General features: G+C 72.6%; 17 protein-coding genes. 11 read left to right on the plus strand and 6 right to left on the minus strand.

All coding sequences use genetic code 11. The features are described from left to right. Positions 1-75 precede the first annotated feature (75 nt). The 4 genes from CLV72_RS33895 (at position 76) to CLV72_RS09110 (ending at position 1,930) form a co-directional block, all read left to right on the plus strand. Positions 76-396, plus strand: coding sequence for a BldC family transcriptional regulator (locus CLV72_RS33895; RefSeq protein WP_146159394.1), 321 nt, complete (start codon positions 76-78; stop codon positions 394-396). After that, positions 393-779 carry a hypothetical protein gene (locus CLV72_RS09100; protein WP_106242946.1) on the plus strand — a complete coding sequence of 129 codons (387 nt, stop codon included), beginning with the start codon at positions 393-395 and terminating at the stop codon, positions 777-779. Before CLV72_RS33895 ends, CLV72_RS09100 begins: the two co-directional genes overlap by 4 nt. Before the next feature lie 288 nt (positions 780-1,067). After that, positions 1,068-1,532 carry a hypothetical protein gene (locus tag CLV72_RS09105; RefSeq protein WP_106242948.1) on the plus strand — a complete coding sequence of 155 codons (465 nt, stop codon included), beginning with the start codon at positions 1,068-1,070 and terminating at the stop codon, positions 1,530-1,532. After that, positions 1,529-1,930, plus strand: coding sequence for a winged helix-turn-helix domain-containing protein (locus tag CLV72_RS09110; protein WP_245930018.1), 402 nt, complete (start codon positions 1,529-1,531; stop codon positions 1,928-1,930). Before CLV72_RS09105 ends, CLV72_RS09110 begins: the two co-directional genes overlap by 4 nt. A gap of 38 nt (positions 1,931-1,968) precedes the next feature. Here CLV72_RS09110 and CLV72_RS09115 read toward each other — a convergent pair whose 3' ends face one another. Together CLV72_RS09115 and CLV72_RS09120 are read right to left on the minus strand one after the other, a co-directional pair. After that, positions 1,969-2,868 carry a diacylglycerol/lipid kinase family protein gene (locus tag CLV72_RS09115; RefSeq protein WP_106242953.1) on the minus strand — a complete coding sequence of 300 codons (900 nt, stop codon included), beginning with the start codon at positions 2,866-2,868 and terminating at the stop codon, positions 1,969-1,971. 136 nt (positions 2,869-3,004) lie between these two features. After that, a complete protein-coding gene (locus CLV72_RS09120; RefSeq protein WP_106242955.1) occupies positions 3,005-3,634 on the minus strand; it encodes an HNH endonuclease family protein in 630 nt (209 codons plus the stop codon). A gap of 542 nt (positions 3,635-4,176) precedes the next feature. Here CLV72_RS09120 and CLV72_RS09125 point away from each other — a divergent pair. From CLV72_RS09125 to CLV72_RS09145, 5 genes are all read left to right on the plus strand, one after another. Beyond that, on the plus strand, positions 4,177-5,163 hold the full coding sequence (locus CLV72_RS09125) for a pectate lyase family protein (protein WP_106242958.1): 987 nt from the start codon (positions 4,177-4,179) through the stop codon (positions 5,161-5,163). 196 nt (positions 5,164-5,359) lie between these two features. Beyond that, positions 5,360-6,523 (plus strand): Gfo/Idh/MocA family protein, encoded by a 1,164-nt coding sequence (locus CLV72_RS09130; RefSeq protein ID WP_245930019.1) that lies wholly within the window; start codon positions 5,360-5,362, stop codon positions 6,521-6,523. After that, positions 6,513-7,352 carry a DUF6807 domain-containing protein gene (locus tag CLV72_RS09135; protein ID WP_106242965.1) on the plus strand — a complete coding sequence of 280 codons (840 nt, stop codon included), beginning with the start codon at positions 6,513-6,515 and terminating at the stop codon, positions 7,350-7,352. The genes CLV72_RS09130 and CLV72_RS09135 overlap by 11 nt, the downstream gene beginning before the upstream one ends. Positions 7,353-7,389: 37 nt before the next feature. Further along, positions 7,390-8,553, plus strand: a complete 1,164-nt coding sequence (locus CLV72_RS32760) for a hypothetical protein (protein ID WP_106242967.1) — start codon at positions 7,390-7,392, stop codon at positions 8,551-8,553. A 56-nt stretch (positions 8,554-8,609) separates the two neighbouring features. Beyond that, positions 8,610-9,431, plus strand: coding sequence for an NAD-dependent epimerase/dehydratase family protein (locus CLV72_RS09145; RefSeq protein WP_106242970.1), 822 nt, complete (start codon positions 8,610-8,612; stop codon positions 9,429-9,431). A 13-nt stretch (positions 9,432-9,444) separates the two neighbouring features. Here the strand turns inward: CLV72_RS09145 and CLV72_RS09150 are convergent, their stop codons facing one another. Genes CLV72_RS09150 through CLV72_RS09160 form a run of 3 tightly spaced genes read right to left on the minus strand, consistent with a single transcriptional unit; the run spans position 9,445 to position 12,623 of the window. Further along, positions 9,445-10,758 carry an ABC transporter substrate-binding protein gene (locus CLV72_RS09150; RefSeq protein ID WP_106242976.1) on the minus strand — a complete coding sequence of 438 codons (1,314 nt, stop codon included), beginning with the start codon at positions 10,756-10,758 and terminating at the stop codon, positions 9,445-9,447. A gap of 34 nt (positions 10,759-10,792) precedes the next feature. Next, positions 10,793-11,674: a carbohydrate ABC transporter permease gene (locus tag CLV72_RS09155; RefSeq protein ID WP_106242980.1), complete on the minus strand. Its 882-nt coding sequence runs from the start codon at positions 11,672-11,674 to the stop codon at positions 10,793-10,795. Next, positions 11,664-12,623 (minus strand): carbohydrate ABC transporter permease, encoded by a 960-nt coding sequence (locus CLV72_RS09160; RefSeq protein WP_106242984.1) that lies wholly within the window; start codon positions 12,621-12,623, stop codon positions 11,664-11,666. Before CLV72_RS09160 ends, CLV72_RS09155 begins: the two co-directional genes overlap by 11 nt. Before the next feature lie 417 nt (positions 12,624-13,040). Between CLV72_RS09160 and CLV72_RS09165 the strand changes: the two genes are divergently transcribed. Continuing rightward, positions 13,041-14,255, plus strand: a complete 1,215-nt coding sequence (locus CLV72_RS09165; RefSeq protein WP_106243625.1) for a Gfo/Idh/MocA family oxidoreductase — start codon at positions 13,041-13,043, stop codon at positions 14,253-14,255. Between the two features lie 17 nt (positions 14,256-14,272). Here CLV72_RS09165 and CLV72_RS09170 read toward each other — a convergent pair whose 3' ends face one another. Further along, positions 14,273-14,656: a winged helix-turn-helix transcriptional regulator gene (locus tag CLV72_RS09170; protein ID WP_245930020.1), complete on the minus strand. Its 384-nt coding sequence runs from the start codon at positions 14,654-14,656 to the stop codon at positions 14,273-14,275. 60 nt (positions 14,657-14,716) lie between these two features. Here CLV72_RS09170 and CLV72_RS09175 point away from each other — a divergent pair, with 60 nt between their 5' ends. Then, entirely contained in the window at positions 14,717-15,100 is a 384-nt protein-coding gene (locus CLV72_RS09175) for a YybH family protein (RefSeq protein WP_245930021.1), read from the plus strand. Positions 15,101-15,105 lie beyond the last annotated feature (5 nt).

Genomic DNA, 15,105 nt, shown 5'->3' on the forward strand with positions numbered 1-15,105 from the left:
ACCATGCCCGCCGCCTACGTCCCGCTCGGAGAAGCCGCACGCCTATCCGGCCGCACCCCGCAGGCACTCAAAGCGATGGCCGAAAACAACGAAATCTTCGCCGCCTTCATCAGCGGCCACTACTGGTTCGACCCCGCACGGCTTCCCGAGCGTCCGCCGCTGCCCGAAGAACTCCAGGGCGAGCTGCCCGAACTCATGACCGCCCAAGAGGTGGCACATCTGTTCCGCGTGCATCCCAAGACCGTGTCCAGTTGGGCCCGCCAGGGGCGCCTGACCTACATCCGCACCCTGGGCGGGCACCGCCGCTACACCGCTGAGGACGTCCGGGCCCTGCTCGACCAGCAAGCCGACCCCGACCGATCCGACCCCGACACACACAAGGACGACGAATCATGACCCCACCCACCCAGCCCCACATCGGCCCGGCCACCTATCCCGACCCGATGCTGTCGCCCGTACTGCCCGCACCCCCCGAACAGTGCTTCGTCCTGTGGGTCACCACCACACCGCCCAGCTCCGACGCCACCCCCGTGAAGCCCACCACCGACCCCCACTACCTGGCCACCATCACCGACCTCATGGTCCAAGCCCTCGGCAACGAATTCCGCACCTGGCTACTGGCCCACACCACCGCCCACCCCACCGAACCCGCCTGGATCACCCTGCGACACCTCACCCCCACCCACCGAACCGACACCCACCAACTCCACGGATTCACCCTCGCCCTCCCACGCCTCACCGACGACACCCCGACCGGTACCGCTGACGGCCGGTCGTAGCCGTCGCGGCGCGGACTTCCGATGGAAGAGATTTCACTGAATCAGCGATCGCCGCCGCCCGTCCGTTCCGATTGAGGGGCGCACCACCGGCCGGTGGTGCGCCCCTTCGGCATCTGCGCGGTCTCCGCGCGTGCAGGCCCGGTGCGGGCCGCACGCCCGGCCGGGCGCACCGCACGCGCCCCCACCCGGGCCGACGACCCGCCACGCCCAGAGAGCCCGATTGACAAGTTCTGCCCGTACGGTATCTACTTTCCATATCGAAAGCTGACTGACGGACAGGAGACGGACATGGCCGACACACCCGAGCTGGACCAGGTCGCCGAGATGCGCCGCAAGATCGCCGCCCACGCCGAGCTGCCCCGTGCCTACTGGGTCGTCTTCGCGGCCGTGTGCGTGCTGATCGCCGGGATACCGATCTGGTCGTCTTTCCTGCCCGGCGCCGACGCCTACCTGCGGTGGGGCCTGCTCGCGGTGGCGCTGGGCTCGGCGGCCTACGCGGTGGTCCGGCGGCGGCGCAGCGGCGTGTACCTGCCGCGCCGGGTCTTCGCCTATCCCAGCGCCCGGGGGCTGTGGGTCGCGGTCATGGCCGGTACGGCCGCAGGCTTCGTCGGCGTCTACATTCTGGTGGACCTCGGACAGCTCGGCATCGCGCTCGCCGCGCTGGTGCCGGTCGCGGTGCTCGCCTCCGTGGGGCAGATCCGCATCCGCACGGTCATGCGCCGGGATCTCGAAGCCGGACGGGTCAACCCGTGACGGCACCGGAGCCGCCGGGCGATGGCGATTCGGGCGCTCCAGGCGCCGCCGGGCGCCGGCCGATCCTGGAGACGGGTCCCCGGCTGGCGATGTGCGCGCTCCTCCAGGGCGCGGAGTGGGTGGACTTCGCCACCGTCCGCGAACTGCTCGGCGTCAGCGACCCGATGGTCTCCAAGCACAGCCGCACCCTGGAGACCGCCGGGTACCTCGAAGTCCGCAAGGGGGCGGTCGGCCGCCGCCCGAAGACCTGGTTCCGGCTGACGCCGACCGGACGCGCGGCCCTGCTCAGCCATCTGGCCTGGCTGACGGAGCTGCGTTCGGCGGTCGACCAGGCGCCCGGCGCGCAGCCCTCGCACCCCGCCGCGGCCGAAGCCGCCCGCGAAGCCGGCGATCCGTAGCCGGGTGGCCCCGGCTCCGCCCGCCCCGCGCGGCACCGCTACGGCCTGGTGGTCGCCGGCCGGTCCTCGACGGGTGGGGCCAGGAAGTTCAGCGCGCCGGGGAGCACCCGCCAGGTGCGGGACTCCAGGCCCTCGCTGAACTCGCCGTCGGCGCTGATCGCGAAGGGGCCGCCGGTGACGGCGACCTCGCGGCCCTGGAGGAAGGTGACGTCGGCGCGGGCGTGGTGCTCGCCGCGGTGCAGGTCCATGGCGTAGGCGACCCGGGAGGCGATGCCGGTGGCGTGCGACACGACCACGTCGACCAGGCCGTCGTCAGGGCGGGCGTCGGGGCTGAGGACGCCGGTGGCGCCGCCGATGAAGGGGCCGTTGGCCAGGCCGACCATCAGGATCTCCAGGTCGTTGTCGACCAGGGCCCGGCCGTCGACCTCGACGCGGGCGTGCCAGCCCTTGGCGCTCACCCCGGCCAGTACGCCGCCGACGGGGAAGCCGGCCGGGCCGAGGAGCGGCTTCCAGTTCTGCGCGGCGCGGGTGGCCTCGGCGCCCACCCCCAGGTGGACCGCGTTCACCGTCACCTCGCCGGTGTCGTCGACCAGCAGGTCGACCGGGGTGGGGCGGCGGCCGCGCAGCAGCCGGGCCGCCTCGGCCGCGTCCAGCGGGATGCCCATGCCCTGGGCGAAGTCGTTGCCGGTGCCCAGCGGGACCAGGCCGACGATGCGGTCGGCCAGCTCGCCCCTGCGGTACAGCGCGTTCACCACGGCGTGCAGGCTGCCGTCGCCGCCGGCCACCACGACGGTGTCATGGCCCCGGTCCAGCAGCTCGTCCAGCTGCGCGGGGTCGGTGCTGCCCGCGGTGTCGACGCCCTCGCCGAGCTCGGCCACGACCAGCCGCACAGTGTCGTCGTCGGTCCCGCCCGCCGCACTGTTGGTCACGATCAGCATCTACGGCCGCCTTCCCGTTTACGAGCGGACCGACGCGCCCGCCGCGCGGCTCCGGACACATTCAACACCCGCGGGAAGACGCGTGCGGCCCCGGCACCGAGGTGCCGGGGCCGCGAGAGGCGGGCGGTGCCGCCGGTCAGCAGCGGTTGAGGATGCTGGTCAGCGCGGAGCGCTCGGCGGAGTCGACGCTGAGGCGCCACACGTACTTGACGTTCACCCACGCACGCGCGTACAGGCAGTGCACGGCGGAGCGGGTGGGCATCCACTCGGCGGGGTCCTGGTCGGACTTGGACTGGTTGCTGGAGCCGCTGACCGCCCACAGCTGCGCGGTGGCCAGGTCGTTGGCGAAGTCCTCGCGGCGCGCGGTGCTCCAGGTGTCGGCGCCCGAGCGCCACGCCTCGGCCAGCGGGATCATGTGGTCGATCTGCACCTGCGAGGGGCTGCTGAGGGTCACCCCGTCGTAGGGGCTGTACCAGCTGCCCGAGGTCGGGTAGCAGTCGTTGCCCACGGTGACGTTGGTGCCGTCGCGGCGCAGCACCGTCTCGCGGGCGTTGCAGTTGCCCGACACCGGTGACCAGTGCGGGAAGAGGTCGCGGTCGTAGGGGCTGGAGGAGCCTTCGGCCTCGGTGGTGAGGGCGGCGAGCTGGCTGCGCGCGGTGGCGGCGCTGGGCGGGGTCGGCGGGGCGGCGGCGGCCGGGGCGGCCATGCCGAACAGGAGTGCGGCGGCGGCGAGGACGGCGAGCACGGCGGTCTGGACGCGTCTCATCGAGGGCTCTCCCTGTGAGCGGGGGACAGGGTTGAGGACAGGGTCGCGGACTGGCTGTGAAGCCGGACCAGCTTCACCCGACGAGCGGACCACCGCGTGATCGGAAAGTAAATACGCTATTACCTCTGGTGACCAAATCCGGCCAGCCCGCCGCCTCCCGGGCGGCCCGGGCGCCGCGAGGCCCGGCCCCCAGGGGCGCCGCCGGCCGCGCCCCGGACGGACGCGTCCGCCGGCCCCGCACCCGGTCGCGAGGCCGGCGACCTCATCACACGCCAATCACGAGATCATTTTGGTACGGTCACCAGCCGCGACGAAAAAACTCCGGAAAGCCATTGACACACCTGAAACCCGTTTGTAACCTCTGGATCAGGAAAGCGCTTTCCAGGAACTAGCGTCTACCCGTCGAGACGACTGTACCGGTGAGCGGGAAAGTGCCCGGACAAGGGGCGTGCGAACAATGCTGCCCTCCTTCTCCATAACGCATTCCCGCATGCCCCCCCAAACGGCCGGTGCGGTCAATTCACGCCCAAGGAGCACTTTTCATGGAAACCCCCCCGCACAGGAACCGGCCGCCGCTGCGGCGCCGGGTCGCCACCGCCGCCGCGCTCACCGCGCTGCTGTTCGCCGGCGGCGCCACCGCCTTCGCCGACACCACCCCCCAGCTGGACATGCGCCCGCTCGTCGGCTCCCCCACCGGCTGGGCGGCCACCAACGGCGGCACCACCGGCGGCGGCAACGGCACCGTCTTCAACGTCGACACCGCCGGCGAACTGGAGGACGCCGTCCAGAGCTCCGGCAACGCGGTCGTCCAGGTGAACGGCGTCATCACCATCTCCGGAATGATGGACGTCGCCTCGAACAAGACGATCATCGGCGTCGGTTCCAGCTCCGGAATCCGCGGCGGCGGATTCGACATCGACGGTGTCCGGAACGTCATCATCCAGAACCTGAACTTCTCGAACGCGGCTGACGACTCGATCAATGTCCAGGACGCGTCGACGAACATCTGGATCGACCACAACAGCTTCACGAACGGTTATGACGGCGGCGTCGACATCAAGCGCGAATCGGACTTCATCACCGTCTCGTGGAACCGCTTCTACAACCACGAGAAGAGCATGCTGCTGGGTCACAGCGACGGCCACACCGCTGACGACGGCAACCTGCGGGTGACCTACCACCACAACTTCTTCGACGGCAGCCAGACCCGCCACCCGCGGGTGCGCTTCGGCGAGACCGTGCACGTCTACAACAACTACTACCGGGACAACGAGTACGGCGTCGCCTCCACCATGGACGCGGGCGTGCTCGTGGAGAACAACTACTTCGAGAACGTCGACGAGCCCACCCTGGTCGGCTACGCCAGCTCCGACGACGGCCGCCTGGTCCAGCGCGGCAACGTCTTCACCGGCTCCGGCTCGCCGGAGAGTGCGGGCAGCGTCGCCTCGCTCCCCTACTCCTACAGCCTGGACAACGCCAACAACGTGCCCACCATCGTGCGGAACGGCGCGGGACCGGGCCGCATCTGACCGGCCCGGCGGCGGGCGCCGGCCCTCGGTGACCGGTGCCCGCCCAGGCGGGGCATGGCGCGGCCGCGCCATGCCCCGCCCGTCTTTCCGGGCGCTCCGCGCCCGGACGGGAGTTGACAGCCGCGAACGCGGAATCCTACGGTTCGGTAAACGCTTTCCGTGCGGCGTGCCGGACCCACGAGGGAAGGACCCGACCTTGCAGACCCCCGCCCGTGTGCTGCTGGTGGGCGCGTACGGCTACGGCCGAATCCACCGCGCCCGGCTGCTCCGGCTGGGCGCGCTCGGCACCACCTCGCTGGTCGGCCTGTGCGAGCCCCGGCCGCTGGACGCCGAGGTCCGCGCCGAGATCGGCGGCGTGCCCGTCTCCGCCGACCTGGACGAGCTGCTGGACCGCTGCCGCCCCGAGATCACGGTGATCGCCACCCCCATCCACACCCATGTGCCGCTGGCCGTGCGCGCGCTGCGCGCCGGATCGGCCGTGCTGGTGGAGAAGCCGCCCGCCGCGCGCCTCGCCGACTTCACCGAGCTGCTGCGCACCGTCGAGCTGACCGGCCGCCCCTGCCAGATCGGCTTCCAGAGCCTCGGCTCGGCCGCGCTGCCCGCCGCCCTCCGGCTGGTCGGCGACGGCATCCTCGGCGACCTGCGCGGCATCGGCGCGGCCGGCACCTGGGTGCGCACCGACGCCTACTACGCCCGCACCCCGTGGGCGGGCCGGATGGAGCTGGACGGCACCCCCGTCACCGACGGCGCGCTGACCAACCCCTTCGCGCACGCCCTCGCCTCCGCACTGCGGCTGCACGGCGCCGAGACCGTCGAGGACGTCGCCGCCGTGGAGGTCGAGCGCTTCCGCGCCCGCCCGATCGAGGCCGACGACACCGTGAGCGTGCGGGTGCGCACCCGCGACGGCGGCACCGTCGCGGCGGCGGCCACCCTGTGCGCCGAGCAGAACACCGACCCGTACCTTGAACTGACCGGCTCGCGCGGCCGCGCCGTGGTGCACTACACCGAGGACCGGATCACCGTGCACACCACCACCGGCACCAGCGAGCGGACCTACCCGCGCACCGACCTGCTGGAGAACCTGATCGAGCACCTGGCCGACCCCGAGGTCCCGCTGCTGGCCGCGGCGCACCGCTGCGGCGCCTTCATGGCGGTGCTGGAGGCGATCCGGCTCGCGCCGCCGCCCCGCCCGATCCCCGAGGCGCACCTGCGCTGGGAGGGCGAGGGGCCCGAGCGGCGCGCGATCATCGCGGGCGTCGACGGCGCGGTCGCCCGCTGCGCCCGCGAGCTGGCGCTGTTCGGGGAGGCCGGTCCCGACTGGGCCAGGAGCGCGCGCCGGGGGGCCGTCGGTGCCCGCTGAGCCCGGCCCCGCGCCGCTGCCGCTGTCCGTCGGCGGCCGCACCGTCGCCTCCTACCAGTACGACGCCCCGCACCTGGAACCGGTCCTGGGCCCGCGCCCGTTCCTGCACCCCGTCACCACCCTGGGCGGGACCGCGGTCACCGACTGCGCGCCCGAGGACCACCGCTGGCACCTGGGCGTCTCGGTCTCCCTCCAGGACGTGGCGGGCACCAACTTCTGGGGCGGGCGCACCTACGTGCGCGGCCGCGGCTACCAGGCCCTGGACGACCACGGCGCCATCCGGCACGACGCCTGGGGCGAGCGCGGGGACGACCATCTCGGCCAGACGCTGCGCTGGGAGTCGCGCGAGGGCGGCCGGGTGCTGACCGAGGAGCGCAGCCTGCGGCTGACGCCCGCCCCCCAGGGCTGGCGGCTGGAGTTCGCCTTCGAGCTGCGCAACGCCACCGAGCGCCCGGTCCCGCTGGGCAGCCCCGGCACCAACGGCCGCGAGCGCGCCGGCTACGGCGGCTTGTTCTGGCGGCTGCCCCGCCCGGCCGCCCCGCTGCGGGTCCGCACGCCGGACGCCGAGGGCGAGGACGCGGTGCACGGCGAGCCCGCGCCGTGGCTGGCCGTGCACGGTGACGGCGGAGGCGGCGACGACCGCTACACCCTGGTGCTGCGCGGCGCCGACGCCGCGTCGGCGGCCGACCCCTGGTTCGTCCGGGTGGCCGGCTATCCGGGCGTGGGCTCGGCGCTGGCCTTCGAGCACGAGGTGGTGCTGCCGCCCGGCGGCTCGGTGCGCCGCGCCTTCGAGGTCCTGGTCGCCGACGGCCACATCGACCCGGTCTGACCCCTACGGCCGGCGCCCCACGAGGAGAGGACCCGCGGTGAACGTCATCTACGCCTACCCCTGGGACGTGCTGGGCGACCCGGACGCGCCGGCCCGGCTGGCCGGGCTGGGCGCCGGCGCGGTCGCGCTGGCCGCGAACTACCACACGGTCAGGGCGGCGACCCCGCACCACCCGCGCCACCGCCTGGTGGACGCCAGGCACGCCGCCTGCTACGTGCCCGTCGCGCCGGACGCCTGGCGCGGGCAGCGGCTCGTCCCGGCCGCGCCGACCTGGCTGGAGGAGGCCGACCCCTTCGGCACCGCACGCGACGCGCTGCGCGCGGCCGGGCTCGCGGTGCACGCCTGGGTGGTGCTCACCCACAACTCCCTCCTCGGCGACGCCGCGCCCGACGTGGCCGTGCGCAACGCCTTCGGCGACCGCTACCCCTACGCCCTGTGCCCGTCGGCGCCGGACGTCGCCGCCTTCTGCCGGACCCTGGTGCGCGAGGTGGTGCGGCAGGGGCGGCCGGACGGCGTGGTGCTGGAGGCCTGCGGGCCGCTGGGCTTCAAGCACGGCGGCCACCACGAGAAGACCGAGGGCGCCGACTGGTCGCCGGTCCGGCAGGCCCTGCTCTCGCTCTGCTTCTGCGCGGCCTGCGCGGCCGCCTACCGGGAGGCCGGGATCGACCCGGACGGGCTGGCGGCGCGGGTGCGCGCCGGGGTGGACGGCCCGGCCGCGCCCGCGACGGTGGCGGCGGTGGGCGCCGACACGGCCGAGCCGCTGGCCGCCGTCAGGACGGGCATCGCGGCGCGGCTGCGGCGCGAGCTGGTCGCCGAGATCCGCCGCCTGGACCCCTCGGTCCCCGTCACCCTGCACGCCTCGGCGGACCCGTGGGCGACCGGGCCCTTCGCCACCGCCGCGCCCGAGGTGGGCACGGCCGTCGACGGCCTGGTCGGCAACTGCTGGAACACCCCCGAGGCCGACGTGGCCGGGCTGGGCGCGCTGCGGCGGCTGGCCGCCGGGGCCGGGCCCGGCGGCACCGACGCCCGGCTCGGCGCGTACGTGCTCGCGCTGCCGCCGCGCCCGGCCGACGCCGGGCTGCTGCGCGAGCTGATCGACTGCTACACGGCGGCGGGCGCCCAGGACCTCCACCTGTACCACGGCGGGCTGGCGAGCGCCGAGCGGCTGGCCGCCGTCGCCAAGGCGCTCAGCGGCCGCTGAGGCGGCGCGGACGCGCCGGCCGGACCGCGAAGCGCAGAGCGGAGAGGACGCGCGACATGACCGCACGGCTGCTGATCACCGGTGCGTCCGGCATCGTGGGCACCCTGCTGCGGCCCCGGCTGGCCCGGCCGGACCGGGTGCTGCGGCTGCTCGACACCGAGCCGCCGCCGCCCGCCGCCGAGGGCGAGCGGGTGGAGACCGTGACGGCCGACGTGACCGACGCCGCCGCCATGGCCGCCGCGATGGACGGCGTCGGCGCCGTGCTGCACCTGGCCGGGCTGAGCGGCGAGGACGCCTGGGAGCGGATCCTGTCGGTCAACATCGACGGCACCCAGAAGGTGCTGGAGGCGGCGCGGCTGGCGGGGGTGCGCCGGGTGGTGCTGGCCAGCTCCAACCACGCCGTGGGCTTCCACCCCCGCGCGGCGGGCGAGGCCGGCGACTACCTGTTCCCCCGGCCCGACGGCTTCTACGGGGTCGGCAAGGCGGCGCTCGAAGCCCTGGGCAGCCTCTACCACGACCGCTACGGGCTGGACGTGATCGCGCTGCGGATCGGCTCGTGCTTCGAGCGGCCGAGCGATGTGCGGATGCTGGCCACCTGGCTCTCCCCCGACGACTGCGCCCGCCTGGTGGAAGCGTGCCTGAGCGCGCCGGACCCCGGCTTCCGCGTCGCCTGGGGGGTGTCGGACAACACCCGGCGGTGGTGGTCGCTGGAGGAGGCGCGCGCGCTCGGCTACGAACCGCGCGACGACGCCGAGCGCTACGCCGCCGAGGTGGCGGCCGCCGCGGGCGAGCCCGGTCCCGGCGAGCCGGCGGCGGCCTACGTCGGCGGTGTCCAGGCGTGGCGCACCGCCGGGCCGGAGGATCCGGCCCGGCGGTGATCAGGCCGCCGGCTCACTCGCCGGTGGCGGCCTCCACGTCGGTGATGAACTGCTGGGCGCCCTCGGCCGGGGTCAGCTCGCCGAAGAGCACCTGCTGGACGACCCGCTTCATGATCAGCTCGACCTCGCCGGCGCCGATCGGGGGCACCGGGGAGGCGTCGACGATGTGGTCCTCCAGGCTCGCCAGGAACTCCGCGCTCTGCGCGTCGGCCTCGGGGAACTCGGGGACGAACTGCTCCCGCAGGTCCATGTTGGCGGGCAGGCCCCGGTCGGAGAGGATCAGCTCCGTCGCGGCCGGGTCGTTGAGCAGGAAGTCGACGAAGAGGGCCGCCTCCTCCGGGTGCTCGGTGCGCGCCGAGATGGTGTAGTACATGGCCGGCTTGTAGTACATGCCGGTGCGCTCGCCCTCGCTCTCGCCGGGGAAGCGCAGCAGCTCCAGGTCGCGCCCGGCGGTGCCCGCGAGGGTGCCGAGCTGGTTGGTCCACCAGCTGCCCATCGCGCCGGTGTTGGTCGACAGCAGCGACAGGTCGGGGCCGCCCGCGTCGCTCTCGACGCTCAGCGAGGCGGGCGGGGTGGCGCCGGACTCCATCATGTCCACCCGCATCTGGAACCACTCCTCCAGCGTCTCCGGCGAGAAGCCGATGGAGCCGTCGGCCGTGTACAGGCTCTCACCGCGCTGGCGGGCGAAGATGTTGAAGGCGTTCTCGGTGAAGCCGAAGTCCTGGGAGCCGTAGAAGCCGTCCTCGGAGTTCTGCGAGATCTCCTCGGAGATCCGCATGTAGTCCTCCCAGGTCCACGTCTCGTCGTCGGGCATCTCGACGCCGGCGTCCTCGAAGGCCTGCGGGTCGGCGACGACCGCGAAGGCGTTCACGCCGGTGGCGATCCCGTACATGCCGCCGTCCAGCTCGCCGCCGTCCAGGGCGAGCGGGTCGATCTGCGAGGTGTCGATCTCGGTCTCGTTGAGGTCGAGCAGCGCCCCGCGGCTGGCGTAGTCGCGCAGGTAGCGCTCCTCGTGCGTGATGATGTCGGGGGCGTCGTTGCCCGCCACCGTGGTGGCCAGCCGGTCCCAGTAGCCCTCCCAGTCGGTGTACTCGCCCTCGACGGTGATGCCGGGGTTGAGCTCCTCGAAGCGGTCGATGACCTGCTGGGTCGTCTCGTGCCTGGCGTCGGCCCCCCACCAGGAGAAGCGGAGCGTGACGGTCCCGTCGTCGCTGCCGCCGCCTCCGCCGCAGGCGGACGCGGCCAGGGCGAGCACGGCCGCCACCGCGATCGCTCTGACTCGGACGGAGGCGGTTCTCGGGCGGTCGGTGCCCAGACGAGGTGGCATCTCGTCTCCTTTCGCGGTGCTTGTTCGGTCCCGGCTACTTGATTCCGGTGGTGGCGATGCCTTTGACGAGATAGCGCTGTCCGGCCAGGAAGAAGCCGAAGATCGGACCCAGGGCGACGATCGACATGGCGAACAGCGGACCCCACGAGGTCTGGCTGGTGGAGTCCACGAAGGTGCGCAGCGCGAGCGGGACGGTGTACAGGTCCGGATCGGTCAGGAACACCAGCTGCGTGAAGAAGTCGTTCCAGGTCCAGATGAAGGTGAAGATGGCGGTGGTGGCCAGCGCCGGCACCGACAGCGGCAGGATGATGCGCACGAAGATGCCGATATGGCCGCAGCCGTCGATGCGCGCCGCCTCGTCCAGGTCGCGCGGCAGGCCCCGGATGAACTGCACCATCAGGAAGATGAAGAAGGAGTCCGTGGCCAGCAGCTTCGGCACGATCAGCGGATAGAAGGTGTTGATCCAGTCCAGCTGCGAGAACAGGATGTACTGCGGCACGATCACCACGTGCACCGGCAGCATGATCGTGGCGAGCATGATGGCGAAGAAGAGCCGCTTGCCGCGGAACTCCAGCCGGGCGAAGGCGTAGGCCGCCATCGAGCAGGCCAGCAGGTTGGCCACCACCGAGCCGGCCACCACGATCCCGGAGTTGAGCAGGTAGTGGTGGAAGGGGTGCTCCAGCGCCACCCAGCCCTCGGTGTAGTTCTGCCACACGAAGCTGTTGGGAAGCAGGCTGGGGTCGCGCAGGATCTGCTCGGTGGCGCGGATCGAGCTGACCAGCATCCACAGCAGCGGGTAGAGCATCAGCGCGCCGAAGGCGATGAGGCCGAGGTGCGTGAGCAGGCGGCGGACGTGCTCGCGCCGCCTGCGGGCGGCGCGCATGGCGGCGCCGCGGGGCTGCGTCTCAGTCACCATAGAACACCCAGTACTTCGAGGCGATGAAGTGCACGGCGGTGAAGCCTCCGATGATCACCAGCAGCAGCCAGGCCATGGCCGAGGCGTAGCCCATGTCGAAGGCGCCGAAGCCGCGCTGGTACAGGTACAGCGTGTAGAAGAGGGTCGAGTCCGACGGGCCGCCGGTGCCGCCGCTCACGATGAACGCCTGGGTGAAGCTCTGGAAGGCGTTGATCATCTGCAGCACCAGGTTGAAGAAGATGATCGGGGTGAGCAGCGGGACGGTGATCTGGAAGAACCGGCGCACCGGGCCCGCGCCGTCGACCGCCGCCGCCTCGTAGTACATCGCCGGGATCTGGCGCAGTCCGGCCAGGAAGATGACCATCGGCGCGCCGAAGGTCCAGACGTTGAGGCCGATGATGGTCGACAGCGCGTAGTCGGGGTGGGAGATCCAGCTCTCGCCGGTGACCCCGAACAGCGAGAGGACGACGTTGAGCAGCCCCTCGGCGCCGAACATCTGCTGCCACAGCAGCGCGATCGCGACGCTGCTGCCCAGCAGCGACGGCAGGTAGTACACCGAGCGGTACAGCGGCAGGCCGCGCACGCCCCGGTCCAGCACCAGGGCCAGCGCCAGTGCCAGCGCCAACTGGAGCGGCACCGACACCAGCACGTAGACGACGGTGACGCCCAGCGAGGAGTGCAGCCGCTCGTCCTCCAGCATCCGCTGGTAGTTCTCCAGCCCGATCCACTCCGGCGGGGACAGCAGGCTGTAATCCGTGAAGGAGAAGTAGAGCGACGCGAGAATGGGCCCGAGCGTGATGAAGATGAGACCGATAAACCAGGGCCCGAGAAAGAGGCCGGCCGCGAGAGTGTCCTGCCGGCCGCGCCAGCGTCTGCGCGTGCGCTGCGTGTCGGCGGCCGAGGGGACATTGTCCGAGCCGGCGCGCGTCCGCTCGCGGAGTCCGATCATGGCGCCTCTCTCGCCCAGCTCACCGGCTGCTCAGCGAGGCGCACCCGGATCACGGTAAACCGACGGCCGGAGGTCATACACGGGCCTCCTTCTGATTGCGGAGCGTATTTCCCGATGATTTCCAGATGGTGTCATGAAATCTCGGTAAGCGCTATCCAGGATTGGAGTAACTGGTTCCTAGCAGCGTTCGGGACGCGCGTCAATGGCTGAAGCCGGAGACCTGGCGCGACACCGGCGGAGGCGCCCCATCGCACCCCGGCCGCTCCGCCGGACCGGGAGCGGCCCGAGCGGTTGCGTGGAGACTACCCCTAGGCAGGAGCCTTGGAAAGCGCTTACCATCATCAGGTGACCGAGCATTCCGAGCAGCCCGCCGAGCCGCGCCGCTACGCCGTCGTCGGCCTGGGCTCCCGCGCCCGCATGTACACCTCCGCACTGGCCGGCTCGCACGCCGCGCACGGCACCGCGGCCGCCTTCTGCGACACCAACCTCACCCGGATGCGGGCGCACAACGCCCTGCTCCGCGAGCAGGGTGCCGCCGAGGTCCCCGCCTACGGCCCCGACCGGTTCGCCGAGATGCTGGACAAGGAGGACGTGCACGAGGTCATCGTCTGCTCGGTCGACCGCACGCACGCCCACTACATCGCGGCGGCGCTCGACGCCGGGCGCGACGTGATCACCGAGAAGCCGATGACCAGCGACCTGGCCGGCTGCCGCCAGGTGCTCGACGCGCAGCGGCGCACCGGCGGCCGGGTCCGGGTCGCCTTCAACTACCGGTACAACCCCGTGCACGCCAAGGTCCGCGAGCTGCTGGCGGCGGGCGCCATCGGCGAGGTCGGCTCGGTGCACTTCGAGTGGCTGCTCGACCTGTCCCACGGCGCCGACTACTTCCGGCGCTGGCACCGCGACCGGGCCAACTCAGGCGGCCTGCTGGTGCACAAGTCCAGCCACCACTTCGACCTGGTCAACTGGTGGCTGGGCGCCGAGCCGGAGTCCGTCTTCGGCTGGGGCCGGCTGTTCTTCTACGGCGACGACAACGGCCGCCGCCGCGGCCTGGCCCGCGGCTACGACCGCGCCCACGCCGACGACCGCGCCGCCGACGACCCCTTCGCGCTGCGGATCGCCGACGACCCCGTGCTGCGCTCCCTGTACCTCGACGCCGAGCACGAGGACGGCTACCACCGCGACCAGAACGTCTTCGCCCCAGGCATCACCGTCGAGGACGACATGTCGCTGCTGGTCCGCTACGGCTCCGGCACCGCGCTCAGCTACCACCTGGCCGCCTACTCCCCGTGGGAGGGCTACCGGGTCGCCTTCACCGGCAGCGGCGGCCGCCTGGAGCTGGACGTACTGGAGCGCGACCACGTCGCCTGGGACTCCAACGCCCCCGGCCCCAAGGACACCACCTCCCGCCTCACCCTCCAGCGGCACTGGGAGCCCGCCGAGGAGGTCCCCGTCACCATCGGCGAGGGCGGCCACGGCGGCGGCGACCGGTTGCTGCTGGACGCCCTGTTCGCGGGCACCGGCGTCCCCGCCCCCGACCACACCGACGGCGCCCGCGCCCTGCTGTGCGGCCTGGCCGCCAACCGCTCCTTCGAGACCGGGCTGCCGGTGGAGACGGGCGGACTGCTGTAGCCCGCGGCCGGGCAGGCTCAGGCGAGCCGCGCCAGCTGCGCGCCGGTGGCGTACAGCTGGACCAGCAGCGGCCGCAGCGCTTGTCCGGCCTCCGTCAGGCGGTAGCGGGTGCGCACCGGGAAGCCGCGCTCGCGCTCGACGGCGACCAGTCCGCGTTCGGCCAGGGTGCGCAGCCGCTCGCTGAGCACCTTGGCCGACAGCTCGGGCAGCCGCCCGCGCAGCTCCGTGAAGCCGCACGGGCCCGCCATCAGCTCCCGCAGCAGCAGCGTGGTCCAGCGGCCCGAGACGGCGGCCAGCGCCAGTTCGACCGGACAGTCCGGCTCCGGCCTGCGGGTACGGCCGCGCCCGTCCGGTACCAGCTCGGGATCCCAGGCCGCGTGGGTTTCCGTTCGGTGACCCACACCGGTGCCTGTTTCACTGGCCGCATGAACCGCGACCTCCGATCCGCTCATATCCCCAGTGTGCCGCTGAGCACCGAGGCGGCCGACCACCCGCACGTCTTCGCCCGCGCCTTCAACAGCTTCGATCCCGAACGGCTCGACCTCGTCTATGAGCCGGAAGCCGCTTTCGCCGCCCGGCCGGGTGAGCCGGTCACCGGCTGCGAGCGAGTGCGCGCCAATGCCGAACTGCTGGCGCTGCGCATCCCCATCCGGGTCGTACCGCGCCACTGCTACGTCAGCGGCGACATCGCGCTGCACATCGTGGACTGGACCATCGACGGCACCGCGCCCGACGGCCGCGAGACGCACCTCGCCGGCACCGCGACCGATGTGGCCAGGCGCGGCGCCGACGGTTACTGGCGCTATGTCGTGGACAACCCCTTCGGCACCGCCTGCGAGGACTGAGCCGG

The sequence above is a fragment of the Allonocardiopsis opalescens genome, assembly GCF_003002095.1.
In the GTDB taxonomy this organism is placed as follows: domain Bacteria; phylum Actinomycetota; class Actinomycetes; order Streptosporangiales; family Streptosporangiaceae; genus Allonocardiopsis; species Allonocardiopsis opalescens.

Bases quoted from the DNA above. Each gene is read 5' to 3' on its own strand.
- CLV72_RS33895 (WP_146159394.1), top strand. From the start codon at position 76: ATGGCCGAAAACAACGAAATCTTCGCCGCCTTCATCAGCGGCCACTAC.
- CLV72_RS09100 (WP_106242946.1), top strand. From the start codon at position 393: ATGACCCCACCCACCCAGCCCCACATCGGCCCGGCCACCTATCCCGAC.
- CLV72_RS09105 (WP_106242948.1), top strand. From the start codon at position 1,068: ATGGCCGACACACCCGAGCTGGACCAGGTCGCCGAGATGCGCCGCAAG.
- CLV72_RS09115 (WP_106242953.1), bottom strand. From the start codon at position 2,868: ATGCTGATCGTGACCAACAGTGCGGCGGGCGGGACCGACGACGACACT.
- CLV72_RS09120 (WP_106242955.1), bottom strand. From the start codon at position 3,634: ATGAGACGCGTCCAGACCGCCGTGCTCGCCGTCCTCGCCGCCGCCGCA.
- CLV72_RS09125 (WP_106242958.1), top strand. From the start codon at position 4,177: ATGGAAACCCCCCCGCACAGGAACCGGCCGCCGCTGCGGCGCCGGGTC.
- CLV72_RS09145 (WP_106242970.1), top strand. From the start codon at position 8,610: ATGACCGCACGGCTGCTGATCACCGGTGCGTCCGGCATCGTGGGCACC.
- CLV72_RS09150 (WP_106242976.1), bottom strand. From the start codon at position 10,758: ATGCCACCTCGTCTGGGCACCGACCGCCCGAGAACCGCCTCCGTCCGA.
- CLV72_RS09155 (WP_106242980.1), bottom strand. From the start codon at position 11,674: ATGGTGACTGAGACGCAGCCCCGCGGCGCCGCCATGCGCGCCGCCCGC.
- CLV72_RS09160 (WP_106242984.1), bottom strand. From the start codon at position 12,623: ATGATCGGACTCCGCGAGCGGACGCGCGCCGGCTCGGACAATGTCCCC.
- CLV72_RS09165 (WP_106243625.1), top strand. From the start codon at position 13,041: ATGTACACCTCCGCACTGGCCGGCTCGCACGCCGCGCACGGCACCGCG.